The following is a 17,999-nucleotide window of genomic DNA, read 5'->3' as shown; positions in this document are numbered from 1 at the left end:
TTAATCAGTTGTTAACGGGCGACTAAATAGAAATCAAGTGCTAACCAAATAGCTGACTGCTAGTTAGCATATTGCAATAATCTATTCTAAGCTAATAATGTCATAAAATAGATAGACGCCAAATGAGCTGGCAAGAATTCCAGCAAAAAACAACGAACAAATAATGAAGAGCTTGGTACCGCCTGCGCGCTGAATAAGAACCAATTTCACTATCATGTTTGCTGCCATTGCAATAATAATTGCGATGGCAGCCATCGCAATTAAAATTTCGCCTGAACTCGCCAGCTCTGAAACAGAGAAAGTCACAACCCTTAAGCTTGTCGCTCCGCCTAACGCCGAAGTTAAATACAAACCAACTTCACCAAACCAGCGCTGAGCTAGTGCAATCACAACCAATCCTGTTGATATCATTAATGCAAAGCTAATAGTTTTCTTTAAAGATATTGGATTCTCAATGCCAAGCTCGATTGTATTTTCTTCTACCATTTTTCCTAAATATAGTGTAATTAGAATTACAAAAAGTCCACCGACAAGGGCTGGTATCCCTAAATATAGCGCTAAAGACGTAGACACTTCAGGCGCGATAACCATTAACACCACTAATTGCATTAATAACGAAGTAACGTCTGCCAAGATAATACCGCTTGTTACCAACCATAGGGCTTGAGGCTGGTTTTTAGCATGTCGGGCTAGGGTCAATGTTGTAGCAGTTGCGGAAGCGAACCCGCCAAACAAACCGGTAATGATTAACCCTAATTTTGTTCCTACTTGACGTAAAGCAATGTAACTAGCAAATTCAATACCTGCTATAACTACAAACAAAAGCCATATTCGTGTGGGGTGAATCAATTTCCAAGGGTCGACAAACTCATTAGGCAATAGCGGTAGAATAACAAAAGCACTCATAAGAAAAGTGAGTACGGCATTCATTTCTTTTTCACTGATGCCTGATTGAGCAAACATACGTAACTGCTTTTTTATCGCTAATAATACAAATACAATCACGGTCAATATCAATGCTATCTGACTATTAGAATTTGCCAAATAGCCAAGAATAAAAGTTAAAACAACGGCTACAGCTGTTGTTGCTCCAAATTTAGAAATATCAGAATTAAATTTCCTTATACTGTGCATATGGCTTAAAAGAACAAGAGTACACACAAATATACTTATGATAATAAGAAGGGGTTCATTTCCAATATGCGCAGAAACCACACCCAACAAAGCGATCAAAGGAAAAGTACGAACACCAAATATTGTTTTTTTACCGTCCTGGTTTATTGATCGTTCTCTCTCAACACCAACTAATAGTCCGATGATTACAGCGGTGAGAAAAGGCATAAATTCTTGAAACATATCGTTCGCCTTTGTTTATTTAGTTTTGGAGTTTTATTAAGAATTAGCATTTAGGCATAACGAAAGCGGCGTTTTTCAAGGTAGTTGTCGCGCCAGCTGTTAAATTCATGCCGCGTAAGGTCCTGCTACCGTCCTTTTTTGCCTCCACCCCTATCACTATGAAAGCGGTATGGTCGCGGGGAGTATTCGCCATAGATATTATATCCTTGGCGAATTTAGCTCGATTGACATTGGACTCATACGAGTCGTTATCTGAAAATGAGTAACCCTGTGATTTAAAATCTAGAGTGTCAGACTCCGACCGCTTGAGCAGCTGTTCGAAATGCGCTTCATCCATGGTGACGTTCCGTGATCGTGCGAATTATATTAGTAGAGCTAACCCTACCCTGTCTTTATGAGGCTGCCTTATTAAAGTAAACCAATCAACAGTTTTGTGCATGGCTTGAAGGTCTTCTGAGTCACCTCTAAATTTGTATGCGCTGAATGACGGTTTCTGGCCGAAAGCAGTCTGGGCGGACAGGCTGTTAACGGCCAAAAAGCGGTCCTACGCGATGTGTCTAGAATACGTGGGGCAATTCACTATGGTCCTCTTCGTAATCATCGAACATGGAGCGCACCAAACGCTCGCGCTTGACGTCTGCAAGTATTCTGAAAAAGCACGTTTCGCAGAGCCGGAGCTCGTAGCTCTCGCCATCATGGGAAGAGCCGGGCCCCCAGTTTGCTCGGAGCACCCCGAACTCGGGAGGTAGCTCTCCTGATCGAAGGTCTTTGTCACAGAAATCGCAGTTCAGGTCATGGACCGGCTCCCTTTGTTCCTCTGTTTCAATGTTCATAGATTTTCCTCACGTAGCAATGCTACTTTTTTTGAGTTTATCCTATCCCAGCTTTGAGCCGGAAAAGCTCTGGCGTTTCTCGGCCCGCGGGAAACGACTGAGGCCAAAAGTCTAGATTCATCGTTAAAGAGCGATGTCGCTGCTGATGATTGCTTCTGCGTAGTGAGGATTAATAGTCCGTTCTCCTTACTTAGCTTCCTGCCTTACCCATGCAGCTGCGGCCTTGCGAGGACTGTATGTGGATTACGTGGATGAGTGAGTTCGCCATTGCTTTGCTTGCACATTACCAATGAGAGCGTCACTGTGCGGACTCTTTGCCTGGCCGAACGGCTTGGCAGTCGCATGTTAGGGTGCGGCAGTTAGCGCTCCCCGAGCAGCCCAAGCGAGCGAAGTAGCGGCCGTGAAGGCTGACGAAGAATGTGCTTGCTGTAGGGTTGGCTCTGACCGTAGCTCGTGCGGCTAGGAAGCTTGATGTTTTGGGCGGACACGGTACGTCGCGATTATTACCATAGTGTGGCCAAACCGGCCAATCTATGGTTCTAAGAACAATAGGGTCTGATTGCGCAATATAATGGTGGGCCCAGTAGGACTTGAACCTACGACCAAGCGATTATGAGTCGCCTGCTCTGACCAACTGAGCTATGGGCCCACGATAGTGCGAACGCCGCGAATTATACGTATTGAGACGGCTGCTGACCATAGTTATGCACTTCGGAAATAAAAACGCCCGGCATAGCCGGGCGTTTTCGTCACTGCAGTGCGCTTACTCGTCGAGGAAGCTGCGCAGGTGGTCGCTGCGCGTGGGGTGACGCAGCTTGCGCAGCGCCTTGGCTTCGATCTGACGAATACGCTCACGGGTTACATCAAACTGCTTGCCGACTTCTTCCAGCGTGTGGTCGGTATTCATATCGATACCGAAGCGCATGCGCAGGACTTTGGCTTCCCGTGCGGTGAGGCCGGAGAGAACTTCGCGAGTGGCTTCCTTGAGGCTTTCCACGGTAGCCGAATCAATCGGCGATTCCATAGTCGAGTCCTCGATAAAGTCGCCCAGATGCGAGTCTTCGTCATCACCGATCGGCGTTTCCATGGAGATCGGCTCTTTGGCGATCTTCAATACCTTGCGGATCTTGTCCTCGGGCATTTCCATGCGCTCGCCCAGCTCTTCAGGAGTAGGTTCGCGACCCATTTCCTGCAGCATCTGCCGCGAGATACGGTTGAGCTTGTTGATCGTCTCGATCATGTGCACCGGGATACGAATGGTGCGTGCCTGGTCGGCAATCGACCGGGTGATCGCCTGACGAATCCACCAGGTGGCATAGGTCGAGAACTTGTAACCGCGACGGTATTCAAACTTGTCCACGGCCTTCATCAGACCGATGTTGCCTTCCTGAATCAGATCGAGGAATTGCAGGCCGCGGTTGGTGTACTTCTTGGCAATCGAGATCACCAGACGCAGGTTGGCTTCGACCATTTCCTTCTTGGCGCGACGGGCACGGGCTTCACCAATCGACATGCGACGGTTGATGTCCTTGACCTCGGAGATGGTCAGGTCGGCTTCCTGGGCCAGGCCAGCGAGCTTCTTCTGCGCGCGGATAATGTCGGGCTTGCGGTCTTCCAGGGCTTCAGCGTAGCGCGGCTTGTCGGCCAGCAGGCTGTCAACCCAGTCGGTGTTGATTTCGTTACCGGGGAAGCCGCGCAGGAAGTCGGCGCGGGGCATGCGTACGTCACGCACACACAGCTGCATGATGGCGCGTTCCTGGGCACGGATCTGGTCCTGGGCACCACGAACCCGCTGAACCAGCGCTTCGTATTGCTTGGGAATCAGCTTGATCGGCATGAACAGCAGGGCCAGCTCTTCCAGCTCAGCAGTCGCCTGCTTGCTGCCACGGCCGTGCTTTTTCAGGGCTTTCTTGGTCTTGGCCAACTGATCGGCAATGGCGGTAAAGCGCAGGCGTGCGACTTCAGGATCAGGACCGCCGTCGCCTTCTTCCTCGGCGTCGTCGTCGCTGTCGTCATCGTCGTCTTTGTCGTCCTTGTCCTTGTCGTCGGTCTTGGCTTCGGCAGGGGCTTCTTCCACTGCGGGCGCGCCACCGGACAGACCGTCATCATCAGGATCAATGTAACCGCTGAAGATATCGGACAGGCGACCGCTCTCTTCAACTACACGATGGTAGTCGGCGAGAATGCCGTCAACGGTACCGGGGAACATGGAGATGGCAGCCATGACTTCACGGATGCCTTCCTCGATGCGCTTGGCGATTTCGATTTCGCCTTCGCGGGTCAGCAGCTCGACTGTACCCATTTCGCGCATATACATGCGCACTGGGTCAGTGGTGCGACCAATATCGCTTTCAACGGCGGCAAGGGCAGCAGCGGCTTCTTCAGCAGCGGCTTCGTCGGCATCGTTGTCTGCCAGGAGCAGGGCATCGGCATCGGGCGCCGTCTCGAAGACGGTAATCCCCATGTCGTTGATCATGCGGATGATGTCTTCAACCTGCTCCGGATCGGAAATATCTTCCGGGAGATGGTCGTTGACTTCCGCATACGTCAGATAGCCTTGCTCGCGACCGCGGGCAATAAGCTCTTTCAGACGGGATTGCTGTTGCGCTTTTCCGGACATAACAACCCTTTGGATGCCTTGGTATACAAAAAAGTAAGCTGCGGATTATACCCTGATTTCCGGCCGTAAAGCCAGTTGGGCAGTCCTTAGCTTGTCTGATTACTGATCTGGAGCGTGCGCTGGGCGCCTGTGCAGGAGCTCGCGCAGTTGTTGCTTTTCCTCGGTGGTCAGCGGTGTATGCGCTGATTTGTCGAGAAGCTGTTCGATGCGTCGCTCGGTTTGTCGTGCTACCAGACTATTAATGGTGTCGAAAAACTGTTGTTCAAGGTTGGCGTCAGGAATATTCAATAACCATTCCTTTTCTGCCAGTTGACTGAGCTGCTCGCCCATCTCGGTACCATGCCAGCGCGCAAGTAATTGCACGGTACTCAGTGTAGGTGTTTTCTGCAGCGCTTCAATCAAGCCGACCAGCAATTGCGCCTGTTCACCCTTTTCATCGGCAAACTGGTTAGCTTCTTTAACCAGCCCAGCCAGCTGTGGGTGATGCAGCAGGGTCCGCGCGGCATTCAGTAACGGGTTCTCCACGCCGGCGCGTTCAGCTTTACGTGGCTTGTTACTGCGCTGGGCTACACGGCGCGGCTGATATTCCTGGCTGTCGCCCCAGCTCTCGGGCTCTACGTCCTGATAGTCTGCATACTCGTCCGTTGCAGCAGGTGGGGGAGGCGGTGGCGGCAGGCTGTCCAGATCCATCCCGGTCAGCTTTTCCAAAGATTGGCGCAGTAAACGTTTGAGCATGCTGCCGGGGATTTGTTCAATCAACGGCAGCGCCAGGGTCGCCAGGTGCGCTTTGCCTTCCAGGGTATTCGGGTTGGCTTCCTCGGACAGGTGGCGGAACATGTAATCGGTCAGTGCCTGCGCCTGTTGCGCCATGCGCGCGCGGAAAGCGTCCTGCCCCTCACTGCGGATCAGCGTGTCTGGGTCCTGGCCTTCAGGCAGGAACATGAAGCGCACATGACGACCGTCCTCGAGTACTGGCAAGCAGGAATTCAGTGCACGCCAGGCTGCTTGGCGCCCGGCCTTGTCACCATCGAAGCAGAACACCACAGTGTTGACGATGCGAAACAGCCGTTTGAGGTGCTCTTCGCTGGTCGCGGTACCCAGTGTGGCTACCGCGTTCGTCACGCCGTGCTGGGCGAGGGCGATAACGTCCATATAGCCTTCAACCACGAGGACGTCGTCCAGTTGACGATTCTGCTGGCGCGCTTCAAACAGGCCGTAGAGTTCACGGCCCTTATGATAGACCGGGGTTTCCGGGGAGTTGAGATACTTGGGCTTGTCGTCGCCCAATACCCGCCCACCAAATCCCAGCGTACGGCCGCGGCTATCGCGAATCGGAAAGATGATGCGATCACGAAACCGGTCATAGCGTTTGCCGCTGTCGGGGTTTTCCACCACCAGACCAGCTTCGATCAGCGCCTTGACCTCGGTGCTGTCCTTGCTCAGGTGGTTCATCAGATTGTCCCAGCCGGGCGGAGCAAAGCCGATATCGTAGAGTTTGGCAATCTGGCCGGTCAGGCCGCGCTGTTTCAGATAGTCGACTGCGCGGCGTTTTTGCGCATGATGGCGCAGTTGCTGTCGGTAATAGGCGGCGGCTTGCTCTAGTAGTGCGTAGAGCGGGCTGTCCTGGCGCGGCGCGCGGGGCTCCCGGCGTGAGCCTGGGCGCTGTTCTTCGCGCGGCACATCAACGCCGGCATGCCGCGCCAGCTCTTCGACCGCCTGGGGAAAGTCCAGCCGCTCGAAATCCATGACGAAGCTCAGCGCATTGCCGCCGGCGCCACATCCGAAACAATAGTAGAACTGCTTGTCTGGGCTGACGCTGAAAGAGGGCGATTTTTCGTTATGGAATGGGCACAGGGCCGAGAAGTTCTTGCCGGTTTTCTTCAGCTTCAGGCGTGAGCCAACCACCTCAAGGATGTCTGTGCGGCCGAGGAGGTCGTCAATAAAGCCTTGAGGAATCAAACCTGCCATCGGGACTGCCTTGCGATGTCGATATCCGCCGCAGTAAGTAGCGCGGCTCTCGTCTTTGCGCGGACTGGTTGGGTCGAGTTACGCCATCTCGGGGTGCGTTCGGCCTGATCATGCCAGCCTCCACGCGCCACTTTAGCAGCCAACGAAATCAGCCAAGCACAAAAATCCAGCCCATTCCAATACGTTGGAAGGCCGGAAAGATGCGTAGAGCTTAGCAGTATCAGCCTGTCTGGATCACTACCTTGCGGTGCAGACCCGGCGAGCCCGATCGGACTCGCAAACAGACAGACTGAAACTCAGTACAGGCGTACGTGACGACGCTGTTCGCGCTGAAGCTTCTTGGCGTGACGCTTTACAGCGGCAGCAGCCTTGCGCTTGCGCTCGGTAGTGGGCTTCTCGTAAAACTCGCGGCGGCGGACTTCAGCCAACACACCAGCTTTTTCGCAAGAGCGCTTGAAGCGGCGCAGTGCGACGTCGAAGGGTTCGTTCTCTTTTAATTTGACGGCAGGCATTTCGTACCTTTCTGACAATGTGCTGTGGGTCATAACCCTCGGCCGTGGCCGTGGGCGATTGCATTTCTAAGGGGAGCGGATGTTACCGCCTTCATTCGGGAAATGCAAAACAAGATTCGATGTCAGTGTGAAAATCCCGCTGGCAGATGGGCATCGACACCCGGAAAGTCTGGTCTGGCGGCCAAGGGGCGATTATCATGCATGCCCACTTTCCTGATGTCCATCGGTAGCTGATTTATTATGCGTGTTCTGGGTATAGAAACTTCCTGCGATGAAACCGGCATTGCGCTCTACGACAGCGAGCGCGGGCTGCTGGCGGACGCCTTGTTCAGTCAGATCGATCTGCATCGGGTGTACGGCGGCGTCGTACCCGAGCTGGCGTCGCGTGATCACGTGAAGCGCCTGGTACCGCTGATGCGGGAAGTATTCGCGAGCGCTGGCGTGGCCGAGGGTGATGTCGACGGCGTGGTCTATACCGCCGGCCCCGGCTTGGTAGGTGCGCTGCTGGTGGGCGGCGCTTGCGCGCGGGCGCTGGCGTTTGCCTGGGGCGTACCGGCCTTGGGTGTGCACCATATGGAAGGCCATCTGCTGGCGCCGATGCTTGAGGCGTCCCCCCCGGCCTTTCCCTTTGTTGCGCTGCTGGTGTCAGGCGGGCATACCCAACTGGTGCGAGTCGACGGTATTGGCCAGTATCAGTTGCTGGGCGAATCTCTCGACGATGCCGCCGGTGAAGCCTTCGACAAAACCGCCAAGCTGATGGGGCTGCCTTATCCCGGCGGCCCGGAAATCGCCCGATTGGCTGCTTCGGGCACCCCGGGTCGCTTTGTCTTTCCACGCCCGATGACCGATCGCCCCGGTCTGGATTTCAGCTTTAGTGGTCTTAAGACCGCTACCTTGAACGCCTGGCAGCAATGTGTCGCTCAGGGTGATGCTGGCGAGCAGACGCGCTGTGATGTGGCGTTGGCCTTTGAACAGGCGGTGGTCGACACCCTGACAATCAAATGCAAGCGCGCGCTCAAGGCCTGCGGGCTGAATCGCTTGGTGATCGCCGGCGGCGTCAGTGCCAATCGGCACTTACGCGCGTCGTTGGAGGCCATGGCCAAGGGGCTCAAGGGCGAGCTGTTCTATGCGCGCCCGGAATTCTGCACGGATAACGGCGCGATGATCGCCTACGCTGGTTGTCAGCGGCTGATGGCTGGCCAGCACGATCAGTCTGGTATCGAGGCGCGGGCGCGCTGGCCGATGGAAGAGCTACCGCCCATTAACTGAGCGTGACGCTAGTTCTTGAAGTGATTCTCGCTGCCGGTCAGCAAGCGGCCAATATTCAGCCGGTGACGCAACAGAATCAACAGCACCATGATGCTGCAGGGCAGTAACAGCTCTGGTCGCTGCCAGGCGAGCCAGGGCAGCAGACATACGCAGGCCGTTATCGATGCGACGGAAGCTATGCGCAGGGTGGCAAAGGTGGCCAGCCAGATTGCACTGACGACCAACGCCGCCGGCCAGGACAGGATCAGCAGTGCGCCTGCCGCAGTGGCAACACCTTTGCCGCCGCGCAAACGATGGAATACAGGCAGGATATGGCCGGTAACCGCAGCCAGCGCGATCCAGCCTTGCGCTGCAGACTCAAGCCCTGCACGCTGGGCCAGCCAGACGGCCAGCGCGCCTTTGCCCAGATCGCCGAGCAGGGTAGCCAGCGCCAGGGATTTGCCGCCCACCCGCAGCATATTGCTTGCGCCGGGGTTGCCGGAGCCCATGCTGCGCGGGTCCGGCAGCCGCCGCAACAGGCTGATAAGCACGGCGAAGGAAACCGAGCCGAGTAGATAGGCAATACACAGCAGCAGGATGAATGAAGTGGGCATGGCTCTCGCCGTGATCAAAATTCGATTGTAGTCGACCCGATGGTATTCGGCTCGCTCATGCTCAACACGTTTGTAGAACCCTGAGCGAAAAAACTGGAGCGTCCTGTGGATCAGGTATTTATCAAAGGGTTGTCAGTCGAAGCCGTCATCGGCGTTTATGACTGGGAGCGGACCATTCTGCAACCGCTGGTGCTCGATCTGGAAATGAGTTGGGATATTCGAGCAGCTGCCGCGGGCGATGATTTAAGTGCGACGCTGGATTATGCGGCGGTCAGCACACGGGTGCTTGAGTATGTAGCCAGCAGTCAATTTCAACTGGTCGAAGCCCTGGCCGAACATGTCGCGGCGCTGGTGATGCAGGAATTTGCTGTGCCCTGGTTGCGCCTGCGCGTGACCAAACCGGGTGCGATAGAACAGGCTAGCGGTGGCGTAGGCGTGCTAATCGAGCGCGGGGCGCGTCCCGTATGACCATGGTTTTTCTCGGCGTGGGCAGCAATACCGATCGGGAGCATTTTCTCGGTCGCGGCCTGGATGCGCTTGAGCAGTTATTGGGTCCACTGGATGTATCGCCGGTATTTGAAAGTGACGCGGTGGGCGTATTGGGCCGTCGTTTTCTGAACATGATTGTCGGGGCCGAAACGCACCTGCCGCTGAGCGATCTTGCTTCCGGACTCAAGGCGATTGAGGCAGCCTGCGGCCGGCGTGATTCGCCTTCGCCGAGCCGCATTACGCTGGATATCGACGTTCTTACCTACGGTAATCTGGCGGGTGAGCATCAGGGGCTGACCCTGCCGCGGCCGGAAGTCCGGCGTAATGCTTTTGTGCTCTGGCCCTTGGCCCTGCTGGCCCCGCACGCGATATTGCCTGGCAGTGGCCACACCCATGCCGAGCTCTGGGCAGACTGGCAAGGTAATCAGGCATTATGGCCGGTGGCGTTTGAATGGCGCGGCCGGGCTTTGACGCCGGTGGAATTAATTCAGGCGCATGCTTTGCGCTCGACTTTGGGCAGGTAAAGGTTGCCCGTTCAGTCTCGTTAGAGCGCCCGTATTCGGCCTGATTTTGAAGCTTGCCGCGGCCTGGCGGTGGCCGTCATGAAGCTGGTTTTCAACTGACGATATACTCAGCTTTGAAACCGGCAATCGCTTTTTCCCGTTCACGCTCCAGCCCTTTCCCCAGGTCAGCCCCCTCCAATCCTTGTGCCAGCAGCGATTCGACACTGACACTGCGTGCTGCCGCGGCAGCTGCGCGTAGATAGGCTGCCTGGGGATAAGGCTCGTTCTCCAGCCCGGTGCGGCCGTGGGCATCGGCTTCGCAAGCACCGAGAAACTGCTCAAAGCGTTCTGGCCGGCGGTAGATGTCGAAGGCCTTGAACAGTTTGAGCAATGTACCGGGCTTGAGCTCCAGCGCGCGGTGGCAGTGGGTGTGGTATTCACAAGTGAGCAGCGCCAGTTCCTGACATTCGCGCGGTGCCTTGCAGCGCTGATTTGCCGCTTTTACCGCGGCCAGACCCTTGGTTTCATGGCCATGGTGCTTGGGCCAATGGACGGGGTCGGTCAGCCCCTTGCCCAGATCATGCAGCAGGCAGGCCCAGCGGGCAGCCAAGGTCAGTTGCATCCGGGCGGCGGCTTGCAGCACCAGCAGCAAGTGCTCGCCGGTATCGACTTCCGGATGGTGGACCTTGGGCTGGGGCACGCCGAACAGGCGGTCTACCTCCGGCAGGAGCTCGGCCAGCGCCCCGCAATCACGCAGTACCCGGATAAAAATCTCGGGGTTGGGTTCCATCAGCGCTCGGCTGATTTCCTTCCAGCTACGCTCCGCGGTCAATGCCTGTAGCTCGCCGCTCTCCGCCAGCTCACGCATCAGTTGCATGGTCTCAGGGGCGACCTTGAAACCCATGCGGTGATAACGGGCGGCGTAGCGGGCAACGCGTAACACGCGCATCGGATCTTCGACAAAGGCGGGGGACACATGCCGCAGCAGGCGAGCGGCGAGGTCGCGTTGGCCCCCATAGGGGTCTATCAGCTTGCAGTCGGCGTCCATGGCCATGGCATTGATGGTCAGGTCGCGGCGAATCAGATCCTGCTCCAGCGTCACGTCCGGGCTGGTGTGGAAGGTAAAGCCGCCATAACCCTGGCCGCTTTTGCGCTCGGTCCGCGCCAGCGCATATTCTTCGCCGGTTTTTGGATGCAGGAACACCGGAAAGTCCTGGCCAACCGGTCGAAATCCGGCTTCGAGCATGGCCTCCGGCGTAGCGCCGACGACTACCCAATCATAATCACTGAAGGGGTGGCCAAGCAGTTGGTCGCGCACGGCGCCGCCAACCAGATAGGTGGAATAGGTAGATGACATTGAGTCTAGGGTCTCGAACCAGTTTTCAGCTTCAAGCTTCAAGCTTCAAGCTGAAAACTGCAAGCTTCTCCCTCTAGGCAGAGGTGTTGCCTTTGCTGGGGCTGGTTAGATAGGCGGAATATTCAGATCGAAGCGCGGCAGCTTGTCACTCGGGCTTTCCGGCCGCGGCGGGACGTGCATCTGGGTCATCATTACGGCGCCATCCAGGCTGTGCAGGTGGATATCAAAGCCCCACAACCGGTGCAGATGCTTGAGCATTTCCCCAGTGGACTCGCCCAGAGGCTTACCGTCGTGACGCTGGTGGTGCAGGGTGAGTGACCGGTCACCGCGGCGGTCCACTTCCCACACCTGTATGTTGGGCTCACGGTTGCCCAGGTTGTATTGGGCGGCCAAGTGTTCGCGTACCGCCCGATAGCCGCTGTCGTCGTGAATGGCTGAAACCTGCAGATGGTCATCGGATTCGTCATCGGCTATGGCGAACAGCTTCAGGTCACGTATTACCTTGGGCGAAAGGTATTGCAGGATAAAGCTCTCGTCCTTGAAGGTGCGCATGGCGAACTTGAGTGTTTCCAGCCAATCACTGCCGGCAATGTCCGGGAACCAGCGGCGATCTTCTTCGGTGGGCGCTTCGCAGATACGCCGGATGTCCTGCATCATCGCAAAGCCCAATGCATAGGGATTGATACCGCTATACCACTGGCTGTCGAACGGTGGCTGATAGATCACGCTGGTGTGCGACTGCAGAAACTCGATGATGAAGCCTTCTGTGACCTTGCCCTCGTCATACAGATGGTTGAGCAGGGTGTAATGCCAGAAGGTGGCCCAGCCTTCATTCATCACTTGGGTCTGGCGTTGCGGATAGAAGTATTGCGCGACCTTGCGCACGATACGCACCACTTCACGCTGCCAAGGCTCGAGCAGCGGCGCGTTCTTTTCGATGAAATACAGCAAGTTTTCCTGTGGCTCGCTAGGGTAACGCGGCTCCTGAGCCAGCTTGTCCCGCGCGCTGGCACTGACGGGGATGGTGCGCCAGAGCTCGTTGACCTGCCGTTGCAGATGCTCCTCACGTTCCTGTTGGCGCAGGCGCTCTTCTTCGGCTGAGATGGGATAGGGACGTTTGTACCTATCAACCCCGTAATTCATCAGCGCATGGCAGGAGTCGAGAATATCCTCGACGGCATCGATGCCATGACGCTCCTCGCATTCGTTGATGTAATGCCGGGCGAACACCAGGTAATCGATGATCGCGCTGGCATCGGTCCAGCTGCGGAACAGGTAGTTGCCCTTGAAGAACGAGTTGTGGCCGTAGCAGGCATGGGCGATGACCAGCGCCTGCATGGTCATGGTATTTTCTTCCATCAGATAGGCAATGCAAGGATCCGAGTTGATCACGATCTCGTAGGCCAGGCCCATCTGCCCGCGTTTATAGTTCTTTTCGGTATGCAGGAAATGCTTGCCATAGGACCAATGGTGATAGCCCAGCGGCATGCCAACGGAGGCGTAGGCGTCCATCATCTGCTCAGCGGAAATCACTTCAATCTGATTGGGGTAGGTGTCGAGTCCGTAGACATCGTGGGCGATACGACCAATTTCCTGGTCGTATTCGCGGATCAGGTCGAAGGTCCATTCCGATCCGGTGGAGATAGGTTGCCGGGTCATGTGGCCATCCTCTTCTGAAACAGCTTGCGAAAGACTGGGTAGATATCACCCGCATCGACTATCTGTTGTTGAGCGAAACTGTCGGAGAACATCTCGGTGACTTGCTCGTATTCGTACCAGAGAGCCTGATGCTCACGCGGGGTGATTTCCACATAGCAGTAATATTGCATGGCCGGCATGATCTGCTTGAGCAGCAGCTCGCGGCAGATTGGCGAGTCGTCGTTCCAGTTGTCGCCGTCCGACGCCTGGGCGCAATAAATGTTCCATTCTCCGGGCGCATAGCGTTCATCAACGATCTGCTGCATCAAGCGTAGAGCGCTGGAGACGATAGTGCCGCCGGTTTCGCGAGAGTAGAAGAACTCTTCCTCGTCCACCTCCTTGGCGCTGGTGTGGTGGCGAATAAAGACCACCTCGATCCGCTCGTAATTTCGCCGCAGAAACAGATAGAGCAGGATATAGAATCGCTTGGCCAGATCTTTGGTCGCCTGGGTCATCGAGCCGGATACATCCATCAGGCAAAACATGACGGCCTTGGAGCTCGGGTTGGGCTGTTTGGTAATCAGGTTGTAGCGCAGGTCGAAGGTATCCAGAAACGGGATCCGGTCAATACGCTTTTGCAGGGCGTCTATTTCCTCCTGCAGTACTTTCTGATCTATCAGATTGTCAGGTTGTTGCTGGCGCAGTAACTCCAATTCCTTGGTGGCTTCACGCAAGCGACGGCGGCTGCTGCCGCTCAACGCGATACGCCGGGCGTGTGAGGCGCGCATAGAGCGCACTATGTTGATCCGGGACGGATTGCCTTGCTGGCTGATACCGGCACGCACTGGTTTGAAGGTGTCGGTGCCGGTCAGGTGGCGCTTGACCAGATTGGGCAGGGCCAGATCTTCGAACATGAAGTCAAGAAACTCGTCCTGTGTAATCTGAAATACAAACTCATCCATCCCTTCGCCGCTGTCACCGGCCTGGCTGCCACCCTGGCCGCCACCGCCGCCATCTGGCCGGGGAATGCGGTCGCCAGTGCTGAAATCACGGTTGCCAGGATGCACACCGGTCTTCCGCCCACCCTGGCCGTGGTGGAAAATCGGCTCATCGATATCCCGGCCAGGAATGCTGATCTGCTCGCCGCCAGCGATGTCGGTAATCGAACGGCGACCCACGGCTTCTTCGACCGCTTTCTTGATATGGGTCTTGTAACGGCGCAGGAACCGTTGCCGGTTCACTGTGCTCTTGTTCTTGCCGTTTAGGCGACGATCGATAACGTAGCTCATGACCCCTCCGGGCCAGCGCCGAGTTGCAGCTTCAAGCCTCAAGCTTCAAGCGACAAGCCAAACGCTGGCGGTGTCTTGCTCAAGTGACTTCTGCGTGTGCCGTCTAGGTTTGCTTGCAGCTTGTAGCGTCAAGCTTGCAGCGGCCCAATAACGACTTTGCCGTTATTGGGCCTTACGCACGCGCAGATACCATTCCGAAAGCAGACGTACCTGTTTTTCCGTGTAGCCACGCTCGACCATGCGGCTGACAAAATCGCCGTGCTTCTTCTGATCTTCTTTGGAGGCCTTGGCGTTGAAGCTGATGACCGGGAGCAGATCTTCGGTATTGGAGAACATCTTCTTCTCAATCACTATCCGCAGCTTCTCGTAAGACAGCCAGGATGGATTCTTGCCATTGTTTTGCGCGCGGGCGCGAAGCATGAAGTTGACGATCTCGTTGCGGAAATCCTTCGGGTTGCTGATGCCGGCGGGCTTTTCGATCTTTTCCAACTCCTCATTAAGTGCGACGCGGTTGAGGATTTCGCCGGTGTCCGGGTCGCGGTACTCCTGGTCTTGAATCCAGAAATCGGCGTACATCACGTAGCGATCAAAGATGTTCTGCCCATACTCGCTGTAGGACTCCAGATAGGCGGTCTGGATTTCCTTGCCGATAAAGTCGACGTAACGCGGCGCCAGGTATTCCTTGATAAAGCGCAGGTAACGCTCGCTGACATCGTTGGCGAATTGCTCCTGCTCGATCTGCTGTTCGAGTACATACAGCAGGTGCACCGGATTGGCCGCGACCTCGCTGTTGTCGTAGTTGAAGACCTTGGACAGGATCTTGAAGGCAAAACGGGTCGACAGACCGTTCATGCCCTCATCCACACCAGCGGCGTCACGGTATTCCTGGATTGACTTGGCTTTGGGGTCGGTGTCTTTGAGGTTTTCACCGTCGTAAATCCGCATCTTCGAGTAGACGTTGGAGTTTTCCGGTTCCTTGAGGCGTGACAGCACAGTGAACTGCGCAAGCATTTTCAGCGTATCGGGGGCGCAGTGTGCGTGGGCCAGCGAGCTGCTGGTCAGCAGCTTCTGATAGATCTGAATTTCGTCCGTCACGCGCACGCAGTAGGGCACCTTGACGATATAGATGCGGTCAATAAAGGCTTCGTTGTTCTTGTTGTTGCGGAAGGTATGCCATTCGGATTCGTTGGAGTGGGCCAGAATCACGCCGTTAAACGGAATCGCACCGAGGCCCTCGGTGCTGTTGTAGTTGCCCTCCTGGGTAGCCGTCAGCAGCGGGTGCAGCACCTTGATCGGCGCCTTGAACATCTCGACGAATTCCATCAAACCCTGGTTGGCACGGCACAGCGCGCCTGAGTAGCTGTAAGCATCAGGATCGTTCTGCGGGAATTCTTCCAGTTTGCGGATATCCACCTTGCCAACCAGCGCGGAGATGTCCTGGTTGTTTTCATCACCTGGTTCGGTCTTGGCGATGGCGATCTGCTGCAGGATCGAGGGGTACAGCTTCACCACCCGGAACTGGCTGATATCGCCATTGAACTCGTGCAAGCGTTTTACCGCCCAGGGCGACATGATGCTGTTGATGTAGCGTCGCGGAATGCCGTAGTCCTCTTCGAGAATCGCGCCGTCTTCATCGGGGCTGAACAGTCCCAACGGCGACTCGAATACCGGCGAACCCTTGATCGCATAAAAGGGTACCTGCTGCATCAAGGATTTGAGTTTTTCCGCCAATGACGACTTACCGCCACCCACCGGACCCAGCAGATAGAGGATCTGTTTGCGCTCTTCCAGACCCTGGGCGGCGTGGCGGAAGAAGGAGACAATATGCTCGATGGCGTCCTCCATGCCGTGAAAATCCGCGAAGGCAGGGTAACGTTTGATCATCTTGTTGGAGAAAATGCGTGAAAGCCGGGGGTCCATTGAGGTGTCAACCTGCTCCGGCTCACCAATGGCGCGAAGCAGGCGCTCTGCTCCGGTGGCGTAGGTGAGCGGATCGGTTTTGCAGAGGTCGAGATACTCTTGCAGGCTGTACTCTTCCTGCCGGGTGGTTTCAAAACGGTTCTGGAAATGACTGAATATGCTCATGACTGACCTCTCTGATACCTGAATGAGGTCTGCGACTTCCGGCCATAGGCCAGCCTGACGGCCGTTAAAGGGCGACAGCATTTCCTTGATGCAATAATCCCCCAGTACCAACGCGCGCAGGCATGGCGGGGAGTCTGTCGGACCGTCCAGCGGGCAGGATATGGCTCCCCGGCGGGGTCCGGCAGGCTCCCGTTTTATCGGAAGCCGGCAGACCGGCTTTCATGTAATGAATGCCTCAGCTACAGAATAGAACGTTTAGCCGGTACTGGCACAACCGTTCGGAAAAAAATGCGGGAAAATAATATTGCCGGGTATTTGTCAGCGAATTGTCAGCTGCTGCTGATATTGCTTGGATACTGCGCGCGCCATAATTCGAATCCACCGTCCAGGCTGTAGACATGCTCGAAGCCTAAGCTGGCTAGATAGGCCGCTGCTGGCTGGCTCGAATTGCCATGGTAGCAGCAGACTATCAGCGGGGCGTGCTTGTCGGCTGTGGCGACGTAAGCGGGCAGGCTGTCGTTATCCAGACGCACGGCGTCGCTGATATGGCCCTGGGCGTAGCTCTGAGGATCGCGGATATCGACCAATGCTGCGCCCTGCTCCAGCAGTTGGTTGGCCTGTTCGGGGCTGATACGTTGAAACTCGCTCATGTCGGTTCTCCACAGCTGCACTGGTGACGCTCACCGGTATCCAGATTCATCAAGGTCATACTGTTGCCCCAGACGCAGCCGCTGTCCAGCGCGTGAATACCCGCTACGCCGGTTTTTGCCTCCAACGCGGCCCAGTGACCGAATACCACCTGGGTCTGGGGATCGCGCCGGGGATAGGTAAACCAGGGTGCGAAGCCTTTGGGCGCGGCGCCGACGCCTTCCTTGGTTTTCAGATCCAGAGTGCCATCGGCCTTGCAAAAGCGCATGCGGGTCAGATAGTTGGTTATGCAGCGCAGGCGTGCCGGGCCGGTTAGCGAGGGCTTCCAGCGGTCAGGCTCGTTGCCGTACATTTCATCCAGGAACAGCGGCAGACGCTCGTCGCAGCGCAATACCTCTTCGACCTCGGCAGCACGTTTGAGCGTTTGCTTGACGGTCCAGGTGGGCGGTAGTCCGGCGTGCGTCATCAGCACACCCAGACGCTCATCCCAATGCGCCAAGGGGCGCCGACGCAAGCTGGTTAGCAACTGCTCACGGTCATCGGCCTTGAGAATCGGCAACAGCGTGTCGGATTTACGCAGGCGGCTGGCGTCGCGGCTGGCTGCCAGCAGATGCAGATCGTGATTGCCCAGCACGGCAATACAGGCGCTGCCCAGGCTATCGATAAAACGCAGGGTGTCGAGCGAATCCGGGCCGCGATTGACCAGATCGCCGACCGACCAGAGCACGTCGCAGGAGCGATTGAATGCGACCTCGTCGAGAAGGCATTTAAGGGGCTTCAAGCAACCCTGAATGTCGCCAACGGCGTAGGTAGTCATAGCGTTGCCTTGTGGGCGGTGG

Annotated in this window: 15 protein-coding genes and 1 tRNA gene; 3 read left to right on the top strand and 13 right to left on the bottom strand. The window is 56.1% G+C overall.

What is annotated here, in order from left to right:
- Positions 1-81: 81 nt before the first annotated feature.
- The 6 genes from DT594_RS10450 to rpsU all read right to left on the bottom strand — a co-directional run bounded on the left by DT594_RS10450 (position 82) and on the right by rpsU (position 7,289).
- Entirely contained in the window at positions 82-1,356 is a 1,275-nt protein-coding gene (locus DT594_RS10450) for an MgtC/SapB family protein (protein ID WP_149332602.1), read from the bottom strand.
- 43 nt (positions 1,357-1,399) lie between these two features.
- Complete coding sequence (locus DT594_RS10445) at positions 1,400-1,693, bottom strand: AlbA family DNA-binding domain-containing protein (RefSeq protein ID WP_149332601.1); 294 nt, start codon at positions 1,691-1,693, stop codon at positions 1,400-1,402.
- 1,068 nt (positions 1,694-2,761) lie between these two features.
- Positions 2,762-2,838, bottom strand: a tRNA-Ile gene (locus DT594_RS10440).
- Positions 2,839-2,952: 114 nt separating this feature from the next.
- Positions 2,953-4,809 carry an RNA polymerase sigma factor RpoD gene (gene rpoD / locus DT594_RS10435; RefSeq protein WP_149332600.1) on the bottom strand — a complete coding sequence of 619 codons (1,857 nt, stop codon included), beginning with the start codon at positions 4,807-4,809 and terminating at the stop codon, positions 2,953-2,955.
- Positions 4,810-4,908: 99 nt separating this feature from the next.
- Positions 4,909-6,777 carry a DNA primase gene (gene dnaG / locus DT594_RS10430; protein WP_149332599.1) on the bottom strand — a complete coding sequence of 623 codons (1,869 nt, stop codon included), beginning with the start codon at positions 6,775-6,777 and terminating at the stop codon, positions 4,909-4,911.
- Positions 6,778-7,073: 296 nt separating this feature from the next.
- On the bottom strand, positions 7,074-7,289 hold the full coding sequence (rpsU, locus tag DT594_RS10425) for a 30S ribosomal protein S21 (protein WP_022961595.1): 216 nt from the start codon (positions 7,287-7,289) through the stop codon (positions 7,074-7,076).
- A 240-nt stretch (positions 7,290-7,529) separates the two neighbouring features.
- Here rpsU and tsaD point away from each other — a divergent pair, with 240 nt between their 5' ends.
- On the top strand, positions 7,530-8,558 hold the full coding sequence (gene tsaD / locus DT594_RS10420) for a tRNA (adenosine(37)-N6)-threonylcarbamoyltransferase complex transferase subunit TsaD (RefSeq protein ID WP_149332598.1): 1,029 nt from the start codon (positions 7,530-7,532) through the stop codon (positions 8,556-8,558).
- A gap of 8 nt (positions 8,559-8,566) precedes the next feature.
- Here tsaD and plsY read toward each other — a convergent pair whose 3' ends face one another.
- On the bottom strand, positions 8,567-9,151 hold the full coding sequence (plsY, locus tag DT594_RS10415) for a glycerol-3-phosphate 1-O-acyltransferase PlsY (protein ID WP_149332597.1): 585 nt from the start codon (positions 9,149-9,151) through the stop codon (positions 8,567-8,569).
- Between the two features lie 105 nt (positions 9,152-9,256).
- Here plsY and folB point away from each other — a divergent pair, with 105 nt between their 5' ends.
- Together folB and folK are read left to right on the top strand one after the other, a co-directional pair.
- The gene (gene folB / locus DT594_RS10410) at positions 9,257-9,619 is read left to right on the top strand and encodes a dihydroneopterin aldolase (protein ID WP_149332596.1); all 363 of its coding nucleotides are present in this window, start codon (positions 9,257-9,259) and stop codon (positions 9,617-9,619) included.
- Positions 9,616-10,164 (top strand): 2-amino-4-hydroxy-6-hydroxymethyldihydropteridine diphosphokinase, encoded by a 549-nt coding sequence (gene folK / locus DT594_RS10405; RefSeq protein ID WP_149332595.1) that lies wholly within the window; start codon positions 9,616-9,618, stop codon positions 10,162-10,164. Before folB ends, folK begins: the two co-directional genes overlap by 4 nt.
- A 91-nt stretch (positions 10,165-10,255) precedes the next feature.
- Here folK and DT594_RS10400 read toward each other — a convergent pair whose 3' ends face one another.
- From DT594_RS10400 to DT594_RS10375, 6 genes are all read right to left on the bottom strand, one after another.
- Positions 10,256-11,500 (bottom strand): multifunctional CCA addition/repair protein, encoded by a 1,245-nt coding sequence (locus DT594_RS10400; protein ID WP_149332594.1) that lies wholly within the window; start codon positions 11,498-11,500, stop codon positions 10,256-10,258.
- A gap of 105 nt (positions 11,501-11,605) precedes the next feature.
- Positions 11,606-13,159: a SpoVR family protein gene (locus DT594_RS10395; protein WP_149332593.1), complete on the bottom strand. Its 1,554-nt coding sequence runs from the start codon at positions 13,157-13,159 to the stop codon at positions 11,606-11,608.
- Positions 13,156-14,427, bottom strand: a complete 1,272-nt coding sequence (locus DT594_RS10390) for a YeaH/YhbH family protein (protein WP_149332592.1) — start codon at positions 14,425-14,427, stop codon at positions 13,156-13,158. Before DT594_RS10390 ends, DT594_RS10395 begins: the two co-directional genes overlap by 4 nt.
- A gap of 162 nt (positions 14,428-14,589) precedes the next feature.
- A complete protein-coding gene (locus DT594_RS10385; RefSeq protein WP_149332591.1) occupies positions 14,590-16,512 on the bottom strand; it encodes a PrkA family serine protein kinase in 1,923 nt (640 codons plus the stop codon).
- A gap of 329 nt (positions 16,513-16,841) precedes the next feature.
- Positions 16,842-17,162 carry a thiosulfate sulfurtransferase GlpE gene (gene glpE / locus DT594_RS10380; protein WP_149332590.1) on the bottom strand — a complete coding sequence of 107 codons (321 nt, stop codon included), beginning with the start codon at positions 17,160-17,162 and terminating at the stop codon, positions 16,842-16,844.
- A complete protein-coding gene (locus tag DT594_RS10375; protein ID WP_149332589.1) occupies positions 17,159-17,977 on the bottom strand; it encodes a symmetrical bis(5'-nucleosyl)-tetraphosphatase in 819 nt (272 codons plus the stop codon). Before DT594_RS10375 ends, glpE begins: the two co-directional genes overlap by 4 nt.
- Positions 17,978-17,999: the final 22 nt, after the last annotated feature.

Source organism: Halopseudomonas laoshanensis (assembly GCF_008365385.1).
GTDB lineage: Bacteria > Pseudomonadota > Gammaproteobacteria > Pseudomonadales > Pseudomonadaceae > Halopseudomonas > Halopseudomonas laoshanensis.
This window is presented reverse-complemented; position numbering and strand designations above follow the sequence as displayed.

Excerpts from the sequence above, each read along its gene's own strand:
- DT594_RS10445 (WP_149332601.1), bottom strand. The coding sequence starts at position 1,693 with ATGGATGAAGCGCATTTCGAACAGCTGCTCAAGCGGTCGGAGTCTGAC.
- dnaG (WP_149332599.1), bottom strand. The coding sequence starts at position 6,777 with ATGGCAGGTTTGATTCCTCAAGGCTTTATTGACGACCTCCTCGGCCGC.
- DT594_RS10385 (WP_149332591.1), bottom strand. The coding sequence starts at position 16,512 with ATGAGCATATTCAGTCATTTCCAGAACCGTTTTGAAACCACCCGGCAG.
- DT594_RS10395 (WP_149332593.1), bottom strand. The coding sequence starts at position 13,159 with ATGACCCGGCAACCTATCTCCACCGGATCGGAATGGACCTTCGACCTG.
- DT594_RS10390 (WP_149332592.1), bottom strand. The coding sequence starts at position 14,427 with ATGAGCTACGTTATCGATCGTCGCCTAAACGGCAAGAACAAGAGCACA.
- tsaD (WP_149332598.1), top strand. The coding sequence starts at position 7,530 with ATGCGTGTTCTGGGTATAGAAACTTCCTGCGATGAAACCGGCATTGCG.
- DT594_RS10375 (WP_149332589.1), bottom strand. The coding sequence starts at position 17,977 with ATGACTACCTACGCCGTTGGCGACATTCAGGGTTGCTTGAAGCCCCTT.
- rpsU (WP_022961595.1), bottom strand. The coding sequence starts at position 7,289 with ATGCCTGCCGTCAAATTAAAAGAGAACGAACCCTTCGACGTCGCACTG.
- rpoD (WP_149332600.1), bottom strand. The coding sequence starts at position 4,809 with ATGTCCGGAAAAGCGCAACAGCAATCCCGTCTGAAAGAGCTTATTGCC.
- folK (WP_149332595.1), top strand. The coding sequence starts at position 9,616 with ATGACCATGGTTTTTCTCGGCGTGGGCAGCAATACCGATCGGGAGCAT.
- plsY (WP_149332597.1), bottom strand. The coding sequence starts at position 9,151 with ATGCCCACTTCATTCATCCTGCTGCTGTGTATTGCCTATCTACTCGGC.
- DT594_RS10450 (WP_149332602.1), bottom strand. The coding sequence starts at position 1,356 with ATGTTTCAAGAATTTATGCCTTTTCTCACCGCTGTAATCATCGGACTA.
- DT594_RS10400 (WP_149332594.1), bottom strand. The coding sequence starts at position 11,500 with ATGTCATCTACCTATTCCACCTATCTGGTTGGCGGCGCCGTGCGCGAC.
- glpE (WP_149332590.1), bottom strand. The coding sequence starts at position 17,162 with ATGAGCGAGTTTCAACGTATCAGCCCCGAACAGGCCAACCAACTGCTG.